Origin of the sequence: Arthrobacter sp. Y-9 (assembly GCF_029690065.1) — a bacterium.
Lineage (GTDB): Bacteria > Actinomycetota > Actinomycetes > Actinomycetales > Micrococcaceae > Arthrobacter_E.
Genome location: NZ_CP121463.1, coordinates 681,559 through 703,503 on the forward strand (window position 1 = coordinate 681,559; position 21,945 = coordinate 703,503).

Here is a 21,945-nt window from a genome sequence, read left to right on the forward strand (position 1 = left end):
TAAATGACGCGTGACGGCGGTTTCTTTCAATTGACCCTTAGCAATTGGCCCTGGTCCGGACTAACGTCGTGCGTGTGAGCAGCACCAAACGAAGCGCCAGCCGAGCCAAGTCCACTTCCGAGCTCCCCGCGCCCAGCGGGATCCCGAGCGGCCTGCGATTCGGCAGGTTCCCCATCACGAATGTGCAGCCGAGCGTCGAGGGCGGACGCTTCCCGGCCAAGGCCGTTCCGGGCCAGGGCCTCGTGGTGAGCGCCACCGTGTTCCGTGAGGGGCACGACCAGCTGGGCGTCACCGCCGTCCTGAAGGATCCCAAGGGCAAGGTCCGGGAGACCGTCCGTCTCCACCCGGCCCGGGGTGAGCGTGGGCTCGGCACCGATCTGTGGGAGGGCGTCTTCACGCCGACCGCCACGGGCGCCTGGACCTTCCTCATCGAGGCCTGGCATGACCGGTACGGCACCTGGCACCACAACGCGGAGATCAAGGTCGCCGCGGGCGTGGACGTGGAACTCATGCTCGCCGAGGGCGCCGCATTGCTCGCTCAGGCCGCCGACGACGACGCCAAGCGCACCGCCGCGGACCGCCGCACCCTCCGCCGTGCCGCCGAAGCGCTCGCGGACTCCCGGCTGACCGTCGAGGAGCGTCTCGGGGCCGGCTTCTCGGACGCCGTGGCCGGCGCCGTTGAGCGTCAGCCGATCCGCGAACTGGTGACTGAGTCGGAGGAGTATCCGATCCGCGTGGAGCGCGCCGCCGCGGGCCAGGGCTCCTGGTACGAATTCTTCCCGCGGTCCGAGGGCGCCAAGCGCGACCCGGTCACGGGGGAGTGGACCTCCGGGAACTTCCGCACGGCCGCCGACCGTTTGCCCGGCGTCGCCGCCATGGGCTTCGACGTGCTGTACCTGCCGCCCATCCATCCGATCGGCCACGCTCATCGGAAGGGTCCCAACAACACGCTCGTGGCAGGACCGGGTGACCCCGGTTCGCCGTGGGCCATCGGTGCGGCCGAGGGCGGCCACGACGCGATCCACCCGGACCTCGGCACTTTCGAGGACTTCGACGCCTTCGTGGCGGAGGCCGAGGCTCAGGGGCTGGAGATCGCGCTGGACCTCGCGCTCCAGGCGAGCCCCGACCACCCCTGGGTGCAGAGCAACCCCGAGTGGTTCACCCGCCGCGTGGACGGCAGCATCGCGTACGCCGAGAACCCGCCGAAGAAGTACCAGGACATCTACCCGCTGAACTTCGACAACGACCCGGCGGGCCTCAGCAAGGAGATCCTCCGCATCGTCCAGCTGTGGATCAGCCACGGCGTGAAGATCTTCCGCGTGGACAACCCGCACACCAAGCCCGTGTGGTTCTGGGAGTGGCTGATCGGCCGCGTGAACAAGAAGCACCCCGAGGTGGTCTTCCTGGCCGAGGCCTTCACCCGGCCTGCCATGATGCACGCGCTCGGCCGGGCCGGCTTCCAGCAGTCGTACAGCTACTTCACCTGGCGGAACACCAAGGAGGAAGTGGAGGAGTACTTCACGGAGGTCTCCCGCGAGTCCGCGCCGTTCTTCCGCCCGAACTTCTTCGTGAACACCCCGGACATCCTCACGCAGTACCTGCAGTACGGCGGTCCGGCGGCGTTCAAGATCCGTGCCGTGCTGGCCTCCATGGGCAGCCCGCTCTGGGGTGTCTACGCCGGGTATGAGCTCTTCGAGCACGTGGCCCGCCCGGGCGCCGAGGAGTACATCGACAACGAGAAGTATGAGTACAAGGACCGCGATTGGGAGGCGGCCGAGGCCGCAGGGCGCTCGCTGGCGCCGTACCTCACGCGTCTGAACCACATCCGGCGCGGTCACCCGGCGCTGGGGGACCTGCAGAACCTCACGGTCCACCAGTCCTCGGATGACTCCACGGTGGTCTTCTCCAAGCACAAGACGCTGCCGGACGGTTCCAAGGACACCCTGATCGTGGTGGTGAACGTGGACCCGCACGGCACCCGCGAGTGCACCGTCTCCCTGGATCTCGCCGCGCTCGAGCTCGATCCTCAGGACTGGACCGCCTCCCACGGATTCCGCGTCGATGACCTGATCAGCGGCCAGAGCTGGGAGTGGGGCGAGCACAACTACGTCCGGCTGGACCCGCACGTCGAACCTGCACACATCCTGCACATCCGCCGAGGAGTCTGATGACTTTCAGCCTGCCGTCCGCCAGCAACGGGATCGCCAGCCGGGACCGTTTCGACACCAACGCCCCGGGCCTCGCCCACGACCCCCAGTGGTTCCGCAAAGCGGTGTTCTACGAGGTTCTGGTGCGCGCCTTCGCGGACTCGAACGGCGATGGCTCGGGTGACTTGAACGGTCTCATCGACCGGCTGGATTACCTGCAGTGGCTCGGCATCGACTGTCTCTGGCTCCCGCCCTTCTTCCAGTCCCCGCTCCGGGACGGCGGCTATGACATCTCGGATTACAAGGCCGTGCTGGACGAGTTCGGGACCATCAACGACTTCCAGCGACTGGTGGGTGAGGCACACGCGCGAGGCATGCGCGTCATCATCGACCTGCCCCTCAACCACACCTCGGACCAGCACCACTGGTTCCAGGAATCCCGGCGTGACCCGAGCGGTCCGTACGGTGATTTCTACGTGTGGAGTGACACGGACGAGAAATACCAGGATGCCCGGATCATCTTCATCGACACGGAGGAATCGAACTGGACGTTCGATCCCATCCGGCGGCAATTCTTCTGGCACCGTTTCTTCAGCCACCAGCCGGATCTGAATTTCGAGAATCCCGCCGTCATCGAGGCCATTTACGACGTGGTGCGTTTCTGGCTGGATCACGGGGTGGACGGGTTCCGAGCGGACGCCATTCCGTATCTTTTCGAAGAAGACGGCACCAATTGCGAGAACCTGCCCGGAACGCATGAATTCCTGCGGGATCTGCGCGCCATGGTGGACCGTGAATATCCCGGCCGGATCATCATCGCGGAGGCCAATCAGCCCCCGCACGAGGTGGTGGAGTATTTCGGCACGGAGGAGGCTCCGGAATGCCACATGTGCTTCCATTTCCCGATCATGCCGCGGCTGTATTTCGCCCTGCGGGACCAGCTGGCGGCCCCGATCGTGGAATCGATGAAGGACACACCGGCCATTCCGGCGGGCACCCAGTGGGGCACGTTCCTGCGCAACCACGACGAGCTGACGCTGGAGATGGTGACCGCGGAGGAGCGCTCCGCGATGCTCGGCTGGTACGCCCCGGACCCGCGGATGCGCGCGAACGTCGGCATCCGGCGTCGTCTGGCGCCTCTCCTGGACAATTCGCGGGCCGAGATCGAGCTGATCAACGCGCTGCTCCTGAGCCTGCCGGGATCGCCCTTCCTGTACTACGGGGACGAGATCGGCATGGGGGACAACATCTGGCTCCAGGACCGCGACGCCGTCAGGACGCCGATGCAGTGGACGCCGGACCGCAACGCCGGCTTCTCGATCGCCGACCCCGGCAAGCTGTACCTGCCGGTCATCCAGTCGCTCGTGTACCACTACGGCATGGCGAATGTGGAAGCGGAAGCGGCCCACTCGGGGTCGCTGCTGCGGTGGACCCGGCAGATCCTGGCGGTCCGTAAGGCTCACCCGGCCTTCGGCCTCGGCGCCTTCCACCACGTTCCGGCCAACCATGAGTCGGTGCTCGCGTACCGCCGCGAAGTGCTCCCGGACAATCCGGAAGGAGCCCAGCCAGAGACGCTGCTGTGTGTCTTCAACCTGTCCCAGAACCCGGTGGCCGCCGTGCTGGATCTGCCGGAATTCGCGGGGCGCGGCCTGCGGGACATCTTCGGCGGACAGCCGTTCCCCAGCGTGGCCGACGACGGCACGCTCGGACTCACGCTGTCCGGCAACGGCTACTTCTGGCTCCGGTTCCGCACGGCGGCGCCGGGGATGCAGACCACCGCCATCCCGATCGTGCCCCAGGGCGTGTGACATGACCGCCCCCGCCGACGAGCTCATGGGACTGCTGGAGCACTGGCTTCCGCAGCAACGGTGGTTCCCCGCCAAGGGGAGCGTGGTCACGATGTCCGTGGCCGCCGTGCTTCCCGGCGTCTCGCGGCCGGACCGGCATTCCGAGGTCAGGGTCCTGCGCCTCGAGTATCCCGCTGCCCAGGGGTCGCCGGTGGTGACGCTCCTGCAGGTTCCGCTGCTGTTCCTCCGGTCCGCCGACCAGGCGTCCGACGACGGCGCGGGGTTCATCGGCGCCGTCTCCTCCGCCGGCGGCGAGGACGGCTCGCCCGCGGCGCCGGGGCCATGGAACGTCTACGACGCCCCGCAGCGCCGCGAGTACCTGGACGAGGTCCTGGCCAGCGCCTCGCTGAACGCCCATTCGGAGAACCCGGGCGTGCACGCCGGCATCCAGGCCCGTCGCGGCCCCGACGCCGCCAAGAGCATCGCGTTGTCGGACCCGTTGTTCTCGATGGATCCCATGCGGAGCGAGCAGTCGAACACGTCCATCGTGCTCAACGCACAGGGACGCGGCATGATCGTGAAGTTCTTCCGGACGCTTTCCAACGGTCAGAATCCCGAGGTCGAGCTCGGTGCCGTCCTGACGCGGCTCGGCACCCAGGACGTTCCGGCCACGCTCGGCTGGCTGGAGGCCCACTGGCAGGACCGGAGTGAGGCCTACCAGGCCGATCTGGCGGTGATCCACGAGTTCCTCCCGGGCGGTTCCGACGCGTGGGGAGCTGCACTGGACGCTGCCGCCCGGGGTGAGTCCTTCGCTCGGCAGGCGCACGCCATCGGGCAGGGAACGGCCCGGATTCACCGCCGTCTCGCCGAAGGGCTGCCGGTGTCGACTGCGCCGGAGGGCGTGCTGAGCCGGCTGGCCGCGAGGGTGCGGGACAGCTGGGCGCAGGTGCGCGCCGTCGTCGGGCCGTACGACGCCGAGATCGAGGCACTGCTCACCTCGCTGTCCGCGGTGCCGGCGCAGCCGCAGCGGATCCACGGTGATCTGCATCTGGGGCAGATCCTCACCGTGCAGGCGCCCGCCGCCGGGGCCGACCGCTGGATCTTCCTGGACTTCGAGGGCGAGCCGCTCCGGCCCGTCTCCGAGCGGGCGCTTCCGGACCTGCCCTTGCGGGACGTGGTCGGGCTGCTCCGTTCCCTGGACTACGCCGCCGGCGCCGCTCAGCGCCAGGTGGCGGGAGCCGACGTCGCCGACGGGTGGGTGGCCGAGTGCTCGGCGGCCTTCCTGGAGGGTTATTCGAGTGTGGTGCCCGGGAGGATTGACCAGCGTTCTCCCCTTTTCATGGCATTGTGGCTGGACAAGGCCCTGTACGAGGTCCGTTACGAGCAGAGCAACCGCCCCGGCTGGCTGGACATCCCGGTCAGCGCGGCGCGCGCGACGCTGGACGAACTCGCAGGTCCCGACGCGAAAGGGAAACCATGACCCCCACCCCGGAAGCCGCTGCGCCGGCTCCCTTGCCGATCGATCAGGCCACGCTGGGCCAGGTGGCTCATGGTGAACATCACGCACCGCACTCCGTGCTCGGCGCCCATCTGGATGACCGCGGCGTGGTCACCTTCCGCACCGTCAAGCACCTCGCGGAGGCGGTGACGGTCATCCTCGCCGACGACGCGCGGATCCCCCTGCATCACGAGGGCTTCGGCGTCTGGGTAGGCACCTACGTCTCGCCCGACGGGGCGCACGTGCCGGACTACCGGATCGAGGTCGCCTACGAGAACGCCGAGCCCGTCGTGGTCGATGAGCCGTACCGCTACCTGCCGACACTGGGCGAGCTGGATCTCCACCTCCTGCAGGAGGGCCGTCACGAGACGCTCTGGACCGTGCTCGGCGCCCGGGTGCAGCGCTACAGCTCCGTGATGGGCGAGGTCACCGGCGTCTCGTTCGCCGTCTGGGCCCCGAACGCTCAGGCCGTGCGGGTCATCGGCGACTTCAACTCCTGGGACGGACGTCAGCACTCGATGCGGTCCCTCGGTTCGAGCGGCGTGTGGGAGCTCTTCATCCCGGGCCTCGGGCCGGGCACCCGCTACAAGTTCGCCCTGCGCACGCGGCACGGCCACTGGGTGGAGAAGGCGGATCCGCTGGCCTTCGGGACCGAGGTCCCGCCGATGACCGCGTCCGTGGTGGTGGAGCGCTCCTACGAGTTCAAGGACCAGGAGTGGATGGCCGCCCGTGCGGCGCGCGATCCGCACAATTCGCCCATGAGTGTCTACGAAGTCCACCTCGGCTCCTGGCGTCTGGGTCTGAGCTACCGCGAGCTGGCGCGAGAGCTGGTCGAGTACGTCCAGTGGCTCGGCTTCACCCATGTGGAGTTCATGCCGGTGGCGGAGCACCCCTTCGGCGGCTCCTGGGGCTACCAGGTCACGTCCTACTACGCTCCGACCTCCCGTTTCGGGCATCCCGACGAATTCCGCTTCCTCGTGGACGCGCTGCACCAGGCCGGCATCGGCGTGATCATGGACTGGGTCCCCGCTCATTTCCCCAAGGACGAGTGGGCCCTGGCCCGCTTCGACGGCGAACCGCTGTACGAGCACGCCGATCCCCGTCTGGGGGAGCACCCGGACTGGGGCACGTACATCTTCAACTTCGGCCGCAAGGAGGTCCGGAACTTCCTCGTGGCCAACGCGCTGTACTGGCTCGAGGAGTTCCACGTGGACGCCCTCCGTGTCGACGCCGTGGCCTCGATGCTGTACCTGGATTACTCCCGTGAAGAGGGACAGTGGGTGCCTAATCAGTTCGGCGGCCGCGAGAACCTGGACGCCATCAGCTTCCTGCAGGAGACCAACGCGACGGTCTACAAGCGCAATCCCGGTGCCATGACGATCGCGGAGGAGTCGACCGCGTTCCCGGGCGTCACGGCGCCCACCTCCCAGGGCGGCCTGGGCTTCGGCCTCAAGTGGAACATGGGCTGGATGCACGATTCCCTGGCGTACATCGCCGAGGACCCGGTCAACCGGCGCTGGCACCACAACACGATCACCTTCTCCCTGGTCTATGCGTTCACGGAGAACTTCCTCCTGCCGATCAGCCACGACGAAGTGGTCCACGGCAAGGGATCCATGCTTCGCAAGATGCCCGGTGACCGCTGGCAGCAGCTCGCCAATCTGCGCGCGTTCCTGGCGTATCAGTGGGCCCATCCGGGCAAGCAGCTGATCTTCATGGGCACCGAGTTCGGCCAGGAAGCCGAATGGAGCGAGCAGCACGGGCTGGACTGGTGGCTCGCCGACGGCCCGGATCACCGCGGTGTCCAGCTCCTCGTCAAGCAGCTCAACGCGATCTACCAGGACACGCCGGCCCTGTGGGAGCAGGACAACACGGGGGAGGGTTACCGCTGGATCAATGGCGGCGACGCCGACCGGAACGTTCTCAGCTTCATCCGCATCAGCGCCGACGGCGAGGAACTGGTGTGTGCGGTCAACTTCGGGGGAGCGCCGCACCACGACTACCCGCTCGGCTTCCCTTCCGACGGCGAGTGGGTGGAGATCCTCAATACGGACGCCCACGAGTTCGGTGGGTCCGGGGTCACCAATGGCGGAACCGTGGTGGCGGACAACGGACCGTGGGATGGCCAGCCCGCCTCGGCGAAGGTGACCCTCCCGCCGCTGGGTGCGGTGTACTTCACAAAACTGTCCTGAGCGGATCGAGGGCCGGAAGGATCCTCCCCGACGACCAGCACCACGGCGTGAGGCCCGGAATCATGCGGATTCCGGGCCTCACGCCGTGGTGCGAAGAGCCTTCGGCGCCGAGAGTTGGCATGGCCGCCGAACGGTGGTAGAGTTGATACCCGCACCGCAGCGAAGGAAAGCTTCTGAGGGAGTCAACCGGACACGCCGCGGATCGCACAACATTCACCAAGAAATTGTGAGAAGTTGAGCGATTTGCACCGAGGAATTCGGGGTGCTAAGCTTGAAAAGTTGCTTCGGGAACGGCAAGCAGGGCTAACAAGCCGGCTTGGAGATCCGAAAGCAGTCTGTTGTTTGAGAACTCAATAGTGTGTCATGTTTTTTTGATACCAATGTTTTTTTGGTAATCACCGATCTTGCCGCCCCTGTGGTGGATTGGTGTTTGCTGGGTTTTGAATTTCTTTTTGGAGAGTTTGATCCTGGCTCAGGATGAACGCTGGCGGCGTGCTTAACACATGCAAGTCGAACGATGAAGCCTAGCTTGCTGGGTGGATTAGTGGCGAACGGGTGAGTAACACGTGAGTAACCTGCCCTTGACTCTGGGATAAGCCTGGGAAACTGGGTCTAATACCGGATACGACCATTGCCCGCATGGGTTGGTGGTGGAAAGCTTTTGTGGTTTTGGATGGACTCGCGGCCTATCAGCTTGTTGGTGAGGTAATGGCTCACCAAGGCGACGACGGGTAGCCGGCCTGAGAGGGTGACCGGCCACACTGGGACTGAGACACGGCCCAGACTCCTACGGGAGGCAGCAGTGGGGAATATTGCACAATGGGCGAAAGCCTGATGCAGCGACGCCGCGTGAGGGATGACGGCCTTCGGGTTGTAAACCTCTTTCAGTAGGGAAGAAGCGAAAGTGACGGTACCTGCAGAAGAAGCGCCGGCTAACTACGTGCCAGCAGCCGCGGTAATACGTAGGGCGCAAGCGTTATCCGGAATTATTGGGCGTAAAGAGCTCGTAGGCGGTTTGTCGCGTCTGCTGTGAAAGGCCAGGGCTCAACCCTGGTTCTGCAGTGGGTACGGGCAGACTTGAGTGATGTAGGGGAGACTGGAATTCCTGGTGTAGCGGTGAAATGCGCAGATATCAGGAGGAACACCGATGGCGAAGGCAGGTCTCTGGGCATTAACTGACGCTGAGGAGCGAAAGCATGGGGAGCGAACAGGATTAGATACCCTGGTAGTCCATGCCGTAAACGTTGGGCACTAGGTGTGGGGGACATTCCACGTTTTCCGCGCCGTAGCTAACGCATTAAGTGCCCCGCCTGGGGAGTACGGCCGCAAGGCTAAAACTCAAAGGAATTGACGGGGGCCCGCACAAGCGGCGGAGCATGCGGATTAATTCGATGCAACGCGAAGAACCTTACCAAGGCTTGACATGGACTGGATCGCATCAGAGATGGTGTTTCCCTTCGGGGCTGGTTCACAGGTGGTGCATGGTTGTCGTCAGCTCGTGTCGTGAGATGTTGGGTTAAGTCCCGCAACGAGCGCAACCCTCGTTCCATGTTGCCAGCGCGTAATGGCGGGGACTCATGGGAGACTGCCGGGGTCAACTCGGAGGAAGGTGGGGACGACGTCAAATCATCATGCCCCTTATGTCTTGGGCTTCACGCATGCTACAATGGCCGGTACAAAGGGTTGCGATACTGTGAGGTGGAGCTAATCCCAAAAAGCCGGTCTCAGTTCGGATTGGGGTCTGCAACTCGACCCCATGAAGTTGGAGTCGCTAGTAATCGCAGATCAGCAACGCTGCGGTGAATACGTTCCCGGGCCTTGTACACACCGCCCGTCAAGTCACGAAAGTTGGTAACACCCGAAGCCGGTGGCCTAACCCCTTGTGGGAGGGAGCTGTCGAAGGTGGGACTGGCGATTGGGACTAAGTCGTAACAAGGTAGCCGTACCGGAAGGTGCGGCTGGATCACCTCCTTTCTAAGGAGCAAACGAGATCATGGCCGCTTCCTGCATGGGTTGTGGTGGTGGTTGAGTGTAGAACCCGCCTGCCAGGGCGTTCGTTCCTGGGGTGTGGTGCTCATGGGTGGAATATCGAAGAAACACATCCTCGTGATGGTTGGTGGGTTCCTGTGAAACAAGGGGGCCCGTTGGCTGGGGGTGCGGTTCCTGCACGGGTGCTGTGATGCTGCGTTTTAGTACGCCGGCCGGTGACGGTTGGTTGGAACGGGTGTGGTGTTGTGGTGGTGCTGGGGTTGTTGACACACTGTTGGGTCCTGAAGCAACAGGCCCGTCGCATGTCTCCTTTGGGGGTGTGTGGTGGTTGTTGTTTCGTTTGGTTGCCCTGCTTCTGGAAGGCGTGCCCGGTTGGGTGTGTTGGATGGGGGTGTGGGGTTGTTGTTTGAGAACTGCATAGTGGACGCGAGCATCTTATAAGGCGAGCGTCATGGCCTGGGTGGCCCTTCTTTTGGGGGGTTGTGTGGGTTGTGGTGTTTGTCTTGGTTTTTGTGTGGCCAAGTTTTTAAGGGCGCACGGTGAATGCCTTGGCATTAGGAGCCGATGAAGGACGTGGGAATCTGCGAAAAGCCTGGGGGAGTTGATAACCGAACTTTGATCCCAGGATGTCCGAATGGGGAAACCCGGCTGCCTGTTATGGGTAGTCACCCGCAGCTGAACGCATAGGCTGTGTGGAGGGAACGCGGGGAAGTGAAACATCTCAGTACCCGCAGGAAGAGAAAACAACATGTGATTCCGTGAGTAGTGGCGAGCGAAAGCGGATCAGGCTAAACCGGTCCATGTGTGATAGCCAGTGGGCGTTGCATGGTCGGGGTTGTGGGGTTGTTCCGTACCAGGGTCACTGACCTGGTCGGGTGTGAATGTGCTGGCGTAGATGAACGGCCTGGGATGGTCGACCATAGAGGGTGAGAGTCCCGTAATTGTCGCGTTGATGCACCGCTCGAGGGATGATACCCGAGTAGCACGGGGCCCGAGAAATCCCGTGTGAATCTGTCAGGACCACCTGATAAGCCTAAATACTACCTAATGACCGATAGCGGACCAGTACCGTGAGGGAAAGGTGAAAAGTACCCCGGGAGGGGAGTGAAATAGTACCTGAAACCGTGTGCCTACAATCCGTCAGAGCAGGCTTGTACCTGTGATGGCGTGCCTTTTGAAGAATGAGCCTGCGAGTTAGTGTTACGTCGCGAGGTTAACCCGTGTGGGGAAGCCGTAGCGAAAGCGAGTCTGAATAGGGCGTTTGAGTGGCGTGATCTAGACCCGAAGCGAAGTGATCTACCCATGGCCAGGTTGAAGCGACGGTAAGACGTCGTGGAGGACCGAACCCACTTCAGTTGAAAATGGAGGGGATGAGCTGTGGGTAGGGGTGAAAGGCCAATCAAACTTCGTGATAGCTGGTTCTCCCCGAAATGCATTTAGGTGCAGCGTTGCGTGTTTCTTGCCGGAGGTAGAGCTACTGGATGGCCGATGGGCCCTACAAGGTTACTGACGTCAGCCAAACTCCGAATGCCGGTAAGTGAGAGCGCAGCAGTGAGACCGTGGGGGATAAGCTTCATGGTCGAGAGGGAAACAGCCCAGACCACCGACTAAGGCCCCTAAGCGTGTGCTAAGTGGGAAAGGATGTGGAGTTGCTTAGACAACCAGGAGGTTGGCTTAGAAGCAGCCACCCTTGAAAGAGTGCGTAATAGCTCACTGGTCAAGTGATTCCGCGCCGACAATGTAGCGGGGCTCAAGTACACCGCCGAAGTCGTGGATTTCAGATAGTAGACAAGCCTTCGTGGTTCAGTCGTCTGGAGTGGTAGGGGAGCGTCGTGTGGACGGTGAAGCCGCGGTGTAAACCAGTGGTGGAGACCACACGAGTGAGAATGCAGGCATGAGTAGCGAAAGACGGGTGAGAAACCCGTCCGCCGGATGATCAAGGGTTCCAGGGTCAAGCTAATCTGCCCTGGGTGAGTCGGGACCTAAGGCGAGGCCGACAGGCGTAGTCGATGGACAACGGGTTGATATTCCCGTACCGGCGAAGAACCGCCCATACTGAGCCCGGGATACTAACCACCCAATCCGCCTCCAGGAGCCTTCGGGCAAGTGGTGTGTGGTGAGGCTGGGAACTGATCGGGGGAGGTAAGCGTATTAACAGGTGTGACGCAGGAAGGTAGCTGAGCCGGGCGATGGTAGTCCCGGTCTAAGCAGGTAGGCCGTTCCCTAGGCAAATCCGGGGAGCATATAAGGCTGAGACGTGATGGGACCCCACCTTGTGGGGGATTCAGTGATCCTATGCTGCCGAGAAAAGCATCGACGCGAGGTTCCAGCCGCCCGTACCCGAAACCGACACAGGTGATCAGGTAGAGAATACTAAGGCGATCGAGAGAATCATGGTTAAGGAACTCGGCAAAATGCCCCCGTAACTTCGGGAGAAGGGGGGCCCGGACTGTGAAGAGGACTTGCTCCTCGGAGCGGATAAGGGCCGCAGAGACCAGGGGGAAGCGACTGTTTACTAAAAACACAGGTCCGTGCGAAGTCGCAAGACGATGTATACGGACTGACTCCTGCCCGGTGCTGGAAGGTTAAGAGGACCGGTCAACACCTTTGGTGTGAAGCCGGGAATTTAAGCCCCAGTAAACGGCGGTGGTAACTATAACCATCCTAAGGTAGCGAAATTCCTTGTCGGGTAAGTTCCGACCTGCACGAATGGAGTAACGACTTCCCTACTGTCTCAACCATGAACTCGGCGAAATTGCACTACGAGTAAAGATGCTCGTTACGCGCAGCAGGACGGAAAGACCCCGAGACCTTTACTATAGTTTGGTATTGGTGTTCGGAGTGGCTTGTGTAGGATAGGTGGGAGACTGTGAAGCGGACACGCCAGTGTTCGTGGAGTCATCGTTGAAATACCACTCTGGTCACTTTGGACATCTAACTTCGGCCCATGATCTGGGTCAGGGACAGTGCCTGATGGGTAGTTTAACTGGGGCGGTTGCCTCCTAAAAAGTAACGGAGGCGCCCAAAGGTTCCCTCAGCCTGGTTGGCAATCAGGTGTCGAGTGTAAGTGCACAAGGGAGCTTGACTGTGAGAGAGACATCTCGAGCAGGGACGAAAGTCGGGACTAGTGATCCGGCGGTACATTGTGGAATGGCCGTCGCTCAACGGATAAAAGGTACCTCGGGGATAACAGGCTGATCTTGCCCAAGAGTCCATATCGACGGCATGGTTTGGCACCTCGATGTCGGCTCGTCGCATCCTGGGGCTGGAGTAGGTCCCAAGGGTTGGGCTGTTCGCCCATTAAAGCGGTACGCGAGCTGGGTTTAGAACGTCGTGAGACAGTTCGGTCCCTATCCGCTGCGCGCGCAGGAAATTTGAGAAGGGCTGTCCTTAGTACGAGAGGACCGGGACGGACGAACCTCTGGTGTGTCAGTTGTACTGCCAAGTGCACCGCTGATTGGCTACGTTCGGATGGGATAACCGCTGAAAGCATCTAAGCGGGAAGCCCGCTTCAAGATAAGATTTCCATGACCCTTCGGGGTCGAGAGGCTCCCAGCAGACCACTGGGTTGATAGGCCGGACGTGGAAGCAGGGACTAACGACCTGTGAAGCTGACCGGTACTAATAAGCCGACAACCTGACCACACACCACACCCCATACGGGTGTGGAGTGAAAAAACTGTGCTACGCGTCCACCATGCGGTCCCCAAACAACAAACCCACCAGTTTGTTCCGAGGGAACCAGACATAACTAAATACAGCAACACCACCACCCCTACGGGGAATCAATGGATTGGTGTTGCGTGTCACGGAAACGATCCAGTGACCCTTACAAACCAACCCCCACCACGGGTGGGGTGTTTGAAAGAGTTACGGCGGTCATAGCGTGGGGGAAACGCCCGGTCCCATTCCGAACCCGGAAGCTAAGACCCACAGCGCCGATGGTACTGCACTCGCGAGGGTGTGGGAGAGTAGGACACCGCCGGACACAACCACACAGAGATGGCCCAGGCAACGACGCCCGGGCCATCACTGCATTAACAACCAAACAGCCCCCCACACACAGGGGGCAGTTCGCGTTTAACCACCAACCACGAGCATCAGCCCCCAGCCAACCAGCACGGGGCTGTTCGTCTTTAAGGGCACACCCCCGGCAGTCAGCCACCGTCTCCACGCCCGAGCAGCCGATCCAGCGTGCTCCGGCCCAGCTCGCTCATGTCCGGATTCGACTCCCGGTAGTACCAGACCAGGCCCATCGCCTGCTGGAACGCCCAGCCGGCTCCGCGCTCCCACTCCTCTGCCCCAACGCCCAACCGCTCACGCAAGCGCCGGCGTCGCGGGCCATCCAGCAAATGCCAGGCCACGGCTAAGGCTTACGGTCACGGGGCTCTTCTCTTACCCTCAGCGGCCATTGACATGGCAGGCGCAGCACTCTTCACCCTGAGGGGCGCGCTCCTGCTCCAGGGAGGCCGTGCTCCTGTGACAAGACGATCGTTTGGTCGCTGGATAGACTGTGCCGGAGGCCACAGTCTGAGGTGGCTCATCATGAGTATTGGGGGCAATATGAAATTCTTCCGGCGTGCCGTTCTGCCATCTCTATGGCTGGTGCTCGGGGCCGTGATCGCGGCATCACTCGTCAAGATCGCCTTCGTCGATGGGGTGCGCGGTGCTGAACAGGTGTCAGCTCCCGAGGTCGGCTTCGAGGCGCCGGTGGTTCCGGCCGGCCGGGCGACGGTGACGAATGTCGTCGAGGTGAAAGGTTCGGTTCAGGCAGACCCTGCCATCCCCGTGCGGAGCACGGAAGCCGGCACGGTGGTGTTCCTGTACATCTCAGCCGGAAAGCCCGTGGCTCAGGGTAGCCCCTTGTTCCAGGTCCGCAGGGTTCGTGAGGCTCCTGCCGACGCTGCCGACTCTTCCGGCGCCGGTGAGTCGGCTCAGGGCAAGGACTCCGCCGCGGTCCCCGCCAAACCGGCAGCGCCACAGTACGACTACCTGGACGTTCTGGCCCCGTCCGCCGGCGTCCTCAAGGATTTCACCGCGTTGCTGGGACAGCAGGTCTCCGTGGGCGAGAACGTGGGTGCGGTGGAACCGGGAACCTTCAGTGTCTCCGGCTCCCTTGATGCTCAGCAGCAGTACCGGCTGCTCGACCGGCCGGCGAAGGCCGAGGTCACTGTGACAGGCGGTCCTGCTCCGTTCACCTGTTCGGACATCTCGCTGGGACACGTCACGGGCGGCGGCGCGTCGAAGCCGGCCGACTCCACTGGCACGAGTGGGGGTGCACCCGCTCAGCAAGGTCCCGGTCCGGGGACGGGGTCATCTGACGGAGGTGCCGCGGCGACGGGAACGGTCTCCTGTCCTGTGCCGTCCGCAGTGAAGGTGTTCCCCGGCCTCGGGGCCACTCTCAAGCTGACCGCCGGGGTGGCGGAGAACGTCCTGACGGTGCCGTTGACCGCGGTGAAGGGCAGTTTCCAGGAAGGAACGGTCTGGGTGAGGTCGACGGAACCGGGTGACGGCACGGCAGGGAAGGGCACCGCGCTCGAGGGGGATCCAGACCGGGGGAATCCCGGGCAAGGCGGTGCTGCAAAGAACGGCCCGCTGGCGGCCGCTGGCGGCACGTCCGTGACACCCGCGGGATTCGTCGAGCGCAAGGTGTCGCTCGGTTTGAGTGACGGTGTGCAGGTCCAGGTCACCAAGGGCCTTAAGGAGGGCGAGCAGATCCTTGAGTTCCTGCCCGGGGTGCCCTCCCCACAGGGGCAGGGTGGTCCCGGCTCAGCTCCTGCCGGCTTCAGCCCGATGGGCGGCTGAGATGAGTCTGCTGGTCAGCCTGCGGGAGGTCACCAAGTCGGTGACGCTGCCCGATGACACCGAGCTCCACATTCTCAAAGGCATCTCACTGGACCTCCACGAAGGCGACCGTCTCGCCGTCGTCGGGCGGTCGGGAGGGGGGAAGTCGACGCTGCTCAATCTCCTGGGACTGCTCGATGTCCCGACGAGCGGTGAGCTCGAGTTCCTGGGTCTCCCGGCGCAGCGTATGAGCGAAGCCCGCCGGGCCCGGATCCGCGGGGAGAGCGTGGGATTCGTGTTTCAGCAGTTCAACCTCCTGCCGGAGCGCACCGCCCTGGAGAACGTCATGACGCCGTTGTACTACGCGTCGGGGCGGTCCTTCTGGCGCCGCCGCGAACTGGCCCTGCGGCTCTTGGACCGGGTGGGACTGGCCGCCCGTGCCGACGTGAAGCCCGTGCGGCTTTCGGGCGGTGAGCAGCAGCGCGTGGCGATCGCCAGGGCCCTGGTGCGCCGCCCGCGCCTCATCCTCGCCGATGAACCGACAGGTGCGCTCGACGTCGAGACCGGGCAATCCGTCATGAGCCTGCTGGAGGAGGTCGCCGAGGAGACCTCGGCCGCGCTCGTGACGATCACGCACGACCGCGCCGTGGCGGACCGTTCGGCCTGGCGACTGCACTTGGACGCCGGGGTTCTCTCCGGGGACGAGAATGTGGCGCCCGAGGAAGGGCTGGTGACGGCATGACCTCGTTGCTGGCGGCCATCCTCGAGGCCTGGCATGAACTCCGTGTCCACAAGGTCAGGGTGCTGCTCTCCTTGATCGGCGTCGCAGCTTCCGTCGCGGCTCTGACCGGTGTCCTCGGGATGGGCGATGCGGTCCGGGAAGGGATGAAGGATCAGGCCGAACGGACTGGGGGACGTGGGGCCACTCTGAGCGTGAGCTTCTACGCGGAATCGGGCCAGGTCGCGGCGTCGCAGAGTGACCCCCTCATGAAAAAGATGACGGAGCGCTACAGGCTGGACAAGGTCTCCCGGATCTCTCACGGTCAGCTGAGCGTCCAGTTCCCGCGGGGCGTCGAGCCGATTGAGGCGACCGTGGTGGATCCCGCGTATGCCACGATCCTCCGCACCACGGTGGTGCACGGCCGCTGGTTCACGGCCGACGACGCGCAGCGGCTGGCGCCGGCGGTGATCGTCAATGAGAACGCGTGGAGGCAGTTGGGTTCCCCGCCGCTGTCCCGGCGGCCGGGCGTGACGCTCTACCAGAACGGCGCGCAGAGCGCCGTGGTCGTGGGGGTGGCACGGTCCCAATGGCCGGAGGAGCCGCCGTCGGCGTATCTCCTCAGCGGCGACGGGAAGAGGCCCGGCATGGGAGACGAGCGTCCGGAGTACCGGGTGTGGGTGGACCCGTCCCAGGCGGATCAGCTCCGGCAGGCTCTGGAAGCCGATCTGGGGGCGCAACTTCCCGGGGCCGCCGCCTCAGTGCACCGGATGGATTACCTGGCGTACGGCGACCCCCTGGCGTCGTTGCAATGGGCCGTGGCAGGAGTGGCGGCGGTGATCCTGCTGCTGGGCGCCCTGGGCATGCTCACCGTGGCGCTGGTGACGGTGAAGTACCGCGTCCGGGAGATCGGCATCCGGCGGAGCTTCGGGGCCACGTCCGGCCGGATCTTCGTGGGGGTCATGATGGAGTCCCTGGTCGCGACGACCGTCGCGGGGCTGCTGGGTGTCATGCTCGCCGTCGCCGTGGTGAAGAATCCCTGGGTGGAGTCGAACCTCGCACCGGGACTGGACGCCTATCCGCCCTTCCCCCTGGGAGCCGCCCTGATCGGCATGGGCGCCGCCATCGTGGTGGGCGCACTCGCCGGGGCGATCCCCGCGCTCATCGCCATCAGGGTGAAGGTCATCGACGCCATCCGGTTCTGAGAGAACGCCGCGCGGACGAGGTCATCTGAAGCGGGGAGTCAGCGCTCTGAACAGCGGAAACGCAGTGGCCCGGCCGTGTTAACACGGCCGGGCCACTTCAGTTCCGGGTCGTTCCCGGAACCGCGTCCGCAGGCTGATACTCCGACGACCGCGCGATCAGTCCTCGTAGTCCTCATCGTCGTCGTCCGCCTTGATGACGCCGGCCTCCAGGACCTTGATCAGGTCGGTGTCCGGGTTCAGGAGCAAGGTGGCCTCGTCCCGCCGGTGACGCAGCACGTCGTCGATGTAGGACTGCAGGGCCTCCGCCATGGGGACGTGCTGATTGCGCTTCTCCGTCATGTACCAGCGGTGCTCGAGGACCTCGTGGACCACTTCGGCCGGTTCCAGCTTGCCGGAGAGCTCGCGCGGGATCGAGCGGACGATCGGCTCGAAGACCTGGGAGACCCAGGCGTGGGCGCTGATCTCCTCGTCCTGGCCGGGGTAGTTGTCGGCCCGGTAGGCGTCCATGTCGTTCAGGAGCCGGCGGGCCTGGTTCTCCTGAGCGTCCAGGCCGGTGAGGCGCAGCAGGCGCCGCTGGTGGTGACCGGCGTCGACCACTTTCGGCTGCAGCTGGATGGTGGAGCCGTCCGCCGTCGTCTTGATGGCGTATTCCTCCACATCGAAGCCCAGCTCGTTCAGGCGGCGGATGCGGGCGCCCACGCGCCAGCGTTCGCCCAGCTCGAAGGACTCCTTGGCCGTCAGCTCGTCCCAGAGCCGGCGGTAGGACTCCATGATCCGCTCGCTCGTGGCCACGGGGTCCACGAGCTCGTCGATCAGTTCGCCGTCCAGCAGGTCCATGAGCTCACCGGCGATGTTGACGCGGGCGATCTCGAGGTCGTACTCGCGCTGGCCGGTGGACAGGTCCGGGTACAGCTCGCCGGTCTCCGCGTCCACGAGGTAGGCGGCGAACGCGCCCGCGTCGCGGCGGAACAGGGTGTTCGAGAGGGACACGTCGCCCCAGTAGAACCCCACGAGGTGAAGCCGGACCAGGAGCAGCGCCAGGGCGTCGATGAGGCGCGTCAGGGTGTCCTTGCGGAGCATCTGGGAGAAGAGCGCCCGGTACGGCATGGAGAACTTCAGATGCCGGGTCACCAGGCAGGGGTTGAGGGGCCGCCCGTCGGGGGTGGTGCGGCCGGTGATCACGGCCACCGGTTCCACGGCCGGGACGTCCAGCCGGGCCAGCTTGCGGAGCATGTGGTACTCGTGGCGCGCCACGTGCTCGCTGGTCTCCTTGATGGCGATCACCGTGCCGCCCAGGTGGGCGAACCGCACCACGTGGCGGGAGATGCCGCGGGGGAGGGCCGCGAGGTTCGCCTGCGGCCACTCCTCCAGGGCGATGTGCCATGGCAGGTCCAGCAGCTCAGGGTCCGCACTGGCCGCGGTGATGTTCAGAGAGCCGACGGGCCCCGAGGGCGCCTCGTCCACGCTCGCCGCCTCGGCACGGGGCAGCTTTCCCACCTGATCGTAGTCGGTGGGCTCGTCGTGCCACTGTGCCCCGTTGGAGGGCGTGTTCTCACTCATGGTTCCATCTTCCCTTAAGCTCACCGGGCCCCGTGAAGGGCCAGGGAGGTTTACTCCGTGCGGATCACTCCGCGGCGGCGACGCCGGCAGCACCCGCGACGCCGGCGTTCTCCGGCAGCGCGGTGACTGCGGAGAGATCGACCCCTTCGAACGGATCGCGCGGAGTGGCGTTCCACTCGATGTCCGGGCTGGGCCGGAAGGTCACGCCGAGCGCCACGAGACGCTCACCCAGCCGGCCCAGGCGGGAGGCGAACTCCGGCGCATCCTTCGCCGCGGCTTGGCTCCAGGCCGTCTCCGCGAGAGCGATGGCCCGCGGGTAGATCAGCCAGTGGGCCTCGTCCAGGCTCCGGATGGTCTCGCTCCAGAGCGGCGCCTCGACGCCCAGCACCTGGTCCTCCTCGAGCCCGTCGCGGACCGGATCCCAGCCGTAGTAGAGGTCCCAGTCGCCCATGGCCGCCCACTTGAGGCCGATCGGGTCCGATTCCACGTACTTCTGGTCCAGGTAGCTGCCCTTGCCGGGGGACATGACCACGCGGGCCGCGTTCTCCCGGACCTGACGCAGCGTGGGCTCCAGGTCACCGTCCCAGTACTGGATGACGGCGCCGGAGGGCAGCTCGGCCTGGGCGTACTCGTTCCAGCCCATCACCGTCTTGCCGGTGGCCGCCACGGACGCAGCGAAGTCGGTCACCATGGCCACGAAGTCCTCCTTGGAGGTGACCAGGGCCTCGTCGCCGCCGAGGTGGAGGTACGGGCCGGGCGTCAGCTCCGCCAGCTGCCGGAACACCTCGGCCACGAACGGGCGGGTGAGCGGATTGTCGTTGTACAGGGTGGAGAAACCCACCTCGCCCGTGGCGGTGGGGCTCGTGGCGATCCCGTCCGGGTTCAGCTCCGGGATCGCGGCCAGCGCGGAGTTCACGTGACCCGGCACGTCGAATTCCGGGACCACTGTGACGAATCGCTCGGCCGCGTAGGCCACGATCAGGCGGTAGTCGTCCTTGGTGTAATACCCGGTGCGGCCCGGGCCGAGGCCCCAGCCCTCACGGTTCACCGCCCCGTCCTTGCCGATGCGCGCGAGCTCGGTGAAGTCGATGCCGGTGGGGTTGTCCTCCGGGGTGTCCAGCTCGATGCGCCAGGACTGGTCGTCGGCCAGGTGCAGGTGGAGCACGTTGTACTTGAACCGGGTCATGACGTCGATCAGCCGGCGGATCTCGTCGATCGGGTAGTAGCTGCGGGCCACGTCCAGCATGATGCCGCGGTACGCGAAACGGGGAGCGTCCCGGACTTCGACGTGGCCGAGCGGGATGTCTTCGGCCGGCGTCGCGGTGTAGCCGGATTCCAGGGCGGCGGGCAGCAGCTGCCGCAGCGACGACGACGCGTGGAACAGGCCCGTGGCGTGTGCGGCACTCAGCCGCACGCCGTCGTCGTCCACGGTCAGGGTGTAGGCCTCACTCCCGTCGGGGTGGGCGGAGTCGATCCCGAAGCTGATGACCGGCCCGCCGGTCGCGGCGGTGAGGACGGGGACGGCCCAGCCGGTGCCGGCACGGAGCCAGCCGGCGAAGGCCCCGGCCACGGCTTCGGCGCCGGGGCCCGCGACCACCTGGGTAGCGGACGTGAGGACGAGGGTGCCGTCGGCGGTGACGGTGGAACGGGGTGCGGGGGTGATGAGGTGCTGAGATGACACGAGTGCTCCTGACAGGGTCGCTGGAGTGGAGGACTTGCTGGCGGGCGCCACGAAGAGACGCCGAAGAGGATGTACCAAAGACGGCCCGTTCCGTGAGGAACGGGCCGTCGAGGCTGAGGGTTCAGAGAACCGTCGAGTCAGCGATCCGAGGACTAGTCGCCCAGGCGCTCGCCGGTCTTGGTGTCGAACAGGTGCACGTGGCCCTGCTGCGGGCGGACCCAGATGGTGTCGCCCTTCAGCGGGGGACGGCGGCCGTCGACGCGTGCCGTGATGTCATGGCGCTTGCCGTCCAGCGTGGTGTGGCCGTAGACGTAGGCGTCGGCGCCGAGCTCCTCGACGACGTCGGCCTCGACCTGCAGGCCCTCGCCCTCGGGAGCGGTCTCCAGGTCCTCCGGACGGACACCCAGGGTGACCGTCTTGCCGGTGGCGTCCTCGAGGACGCTGTGCGGGACGGGGTACACGGTGCCGCCGAACTGGACGCCGTCACCGACGACGGGCAGTTCCAGCAGGTTCATGGCCGGGGAGCCGATGAAGCCGGCGACGAAGACGTTGTTCGGGCGGTCGTACAGGTTGCGCGGGGTGTCGATCTGCTGCAGCAGGCCGTCCTTGAGCACTGCCACACGGTCACCCATGGTCATGGCTTCGGTCTGGTCGTGGGTCACGTAGACCGTGGTGACGCCGAGACGACGGGTCAGGGACGCGATCTGGGTACGGGTCTGGACACGGAGCTTGGCATCCAGGTTGGAGAGCGGCTCATCCATGAGGAACACCTGCGGGTTACGCACGATGGCGCGGCCCATGGCGACACGCTGACGCTGACCACCGGAGAGGGCCTTCGGCTTGCGGTCCAGGTACTGCTCGAGGTCGAGGAGCTTGGCGGCCTCGCGAACGCGGGTCATGCGCTCTTCCTTCGGCACACCGGCGATCTTCAGGGCGAAGCCCATGTTGTCCGCCACGGTCATGTGCGGGTACAGCGCGTAGTTCTGGAACACCATCGCGATGTCACGGTCCTTCGGCGGGACGTCGGTGACGTCACGGTCGCCGATCAGGATCCGGCCGGAGTTCACATCCTCAAGGCCTGCGAGCATGCGCAGGGAGGTGGACTTGCCACAGCCGGACGGGCCGACCAGAACGAGGAATTCGCCATCTTCGATCTGGATGTTGAGCTTGTCAACGGCGGGCTTGTTGGTCCCCGGGTACAGCCGGGTTGCGTTGTCATAGGTAACTGTAGCCACAGTTATCGTGTCCCTTCATCGGCAGGTACGTGCCGAACGATCCGTAGTGAATGGTGAGTATTCAGTTGTCATGAAAGTGCGGGGTCCTTCGGCCGGGCCTAGCCCTGCCACGTGGATCCCGCACTCAGGCGATGCCGCACGGTAATGTG

General features: G+C 64.7%; 11 protein-coding genes and 3 rRNA genes. 10 read left to right on the top strand and 4 right to left on the bottom strand.

Going from position 1 to position 21,945, the window contains the following annotated elements; genetic code table 11:
* Positions 1 to 140 precede the first annotated feature (140 nt).
* The 7 genes from P9849_RS03050 (at position 141) to rrf (ending at position 13,601) form a co-directional block, all read left to right on the top strand.
* Positions 141 to 2,168, top strand: a complete 2,028-nt coding sequence (locus tag P9849_RS03050) for an alpha-1,4-glucan--maltose-1-phosphate maltosyltransferase (protein WP_278269076.1) — start codon at positions 141 to 143, stop codon at positions 2,166 to 2,168.
* Positions 2,168 to 3,955, top strand: coding sequence for a maltose alpha-D-glucosyltransferase (treS, locus tag P9849_RS03055; RefSeq protein ID WP_278268245.1), 1,788 nt, complete (start codon positions 2,168 to 2,170; stop codon positions 3,953 to 3,955). The genes P9849_RS03050 and treS overlap by 1 nt, the downstream gene beginning before the upstream one ends.
* Position 3,956: 1 nt before the next feature.
* Positions 3,957 to 5,414, top strand: a complete 1,458-nt coding sequence (locus P9849_RS16210) for a phosphotransferase (protein ID WP_347567911.1) — start codon at positions 3,957 to 3,959, stop codon at positions 5,412 to 5,414.
* Positions 5,411 to 7,624 carry a 1,4-alpha-glucan branching protein GlgB gene (glgB, locus tag P9849_RS16215; protein WP_347567912.1) on the top strand — a complete coding sequence of 738 codons (2,214 nt, stop codon included), beginning with the start codon at positions 5,411 to 5,413 and terminating at the stop codon, positions 7,622 to 7,624. Before P9849_RS16210 ends, glgB begins: the two co-directional genes overlap by 4 nt.
* A gap of 449 nt (positions 7,625 to 8,073) precedes the next feature.
* Positions 8,074 to 9,598 (top strand): 16S ribosomal RNA (locus P9849_RS03065).
* A 531-nt stretch (positions 9,599 to 10,129) separates the two neighbouring features.
* Positions 10,130 to 13,258: ribosomal RNA gene (locus P9849_RS03070) — 23S ribosomal RNA — on the top strand.
* Between the two features lie 226 nt (positions 13,259 to 13,484).
* Positions 13,485 to 13,601, top strand: a 5S ribosomal RNA gene (rrf, locus tag P9849_RS03075).
* The 16S, 23S and 5S rRNA genes sit together here, the layout of an rRNA operon.
* Before the next feature lie 169 nt (positions 13,602 to 13,770).
* Here the strand turns inward: rrf and P9849_RS03080 are convergent.
* On the bottom strand, positions 13,771 to 13,926 hold the full coding sequence (locus P9849_RS03080; RefSeq protein ID WP_278268246.1) for a hypothetical protein: 156 nt from the start codon (positions 13,924 to 13,926) through the stop codon (positions 13,771 to 13,773).
* Between the two features lie 250 nt (positions 13,927 to 14,176).
* On the opposite strand from P9849_RS03080, the gene P9849_RS03085 reads away from it, so the two are divergent.
* Genes P9849_RS03085 through P9849_RS03095 form a run of 3 tightly spaced genes read left to right on the top strand, consistent with a single transcriptional unit; the run spans position 14,177 to position 17,320 of the window.
* On the top strand, positions 14,177 to 15,418 hold the full coding sequence (locus P9849_RS03085) for a hypothetical protein (RefSeq protein ID WP_278268247.1): 1,242 nt from the start codon (positions 14,177 to 14,179) through the stop codon (positions 15,416 to 15,418).
* A 1-nt stretch (position 15,419) separates the two neighbouring features.
* The gene (locus tag P9849_RS03090; RefSeq protein ID WP_278268248.1) at positions 15,420 to 16,139 is read left to right on the top strand and encodes an ABC transporter ATP-binding protein; all 720 of its coding nucleotides are present in this window, start codon (positions 15,420 to 15,422) and stop codon (positions 16,137 to 16,139) included.
* Complete coding sequence (locus P9849_RS03095) at positions 16,136 to 17,320, top strand: ABC transporter permease (RefSeq protein ID WP_278268249.1); 1,185 nt, start codon at positions 16,136 to 16,138, stop codon at positions 17,318 to 17,320. The genes P9849_RS03090 and P9849_RS03095 overlap by 4 nt, the downstream gene beginning before the upstream one ends.
* Positions 17,321 to 17,476: 156 nt before the next feature.
* Here the strand turns inward: P9849_RS03095 and P9849_RS03100 are convergent, their stop codons facing one another.
* The 3 genes from P9849_RS03100 to ugpC form a co-directional block, all read right to left on the bottom strand.
* Positions 17,477 to 18,880, bottom strand: a complete 1,404-nt coding sequence (locus P9849_RS03100) for a DUF4032 domain-containing protein (protein ID WP_278268250.1) — start codon at positions 18,878 to 18,880, stop codon at positions 17,477 to 17,479.
* Positions 18,881 to 18,944: 64 nt separating this feature from the next.
* Entirely contained in the window at positions 18,945 to 20,561 is a 1,617-nt protein-coding gene (locus P9849_RS03105) for a beta-N-acetylhexosaminidase (protein WP_278268251.1), read from the bottom strand.
* A 152-nt stretch (positions 20,562 to 20,713) separates the two neighbouring features.
* Positions 20,714 to 21,796 carry a sn-glycerol-3-phosphate ABC transporter ATP-binding protein UgpC gene (gene ugpC, locus P9849_RS03110; protein WP_066217483.1) on the bottom strand — a complete coding sequence of 361 codons (1,083 nt, stop codon included), beginning with the start codon at positions 21,794 to 21,796 and terminating at the stop codon, positions 20,714 to 20,716.
* Positions 21,797 to 21,945 lie beyond the last annotated feature (149 nt).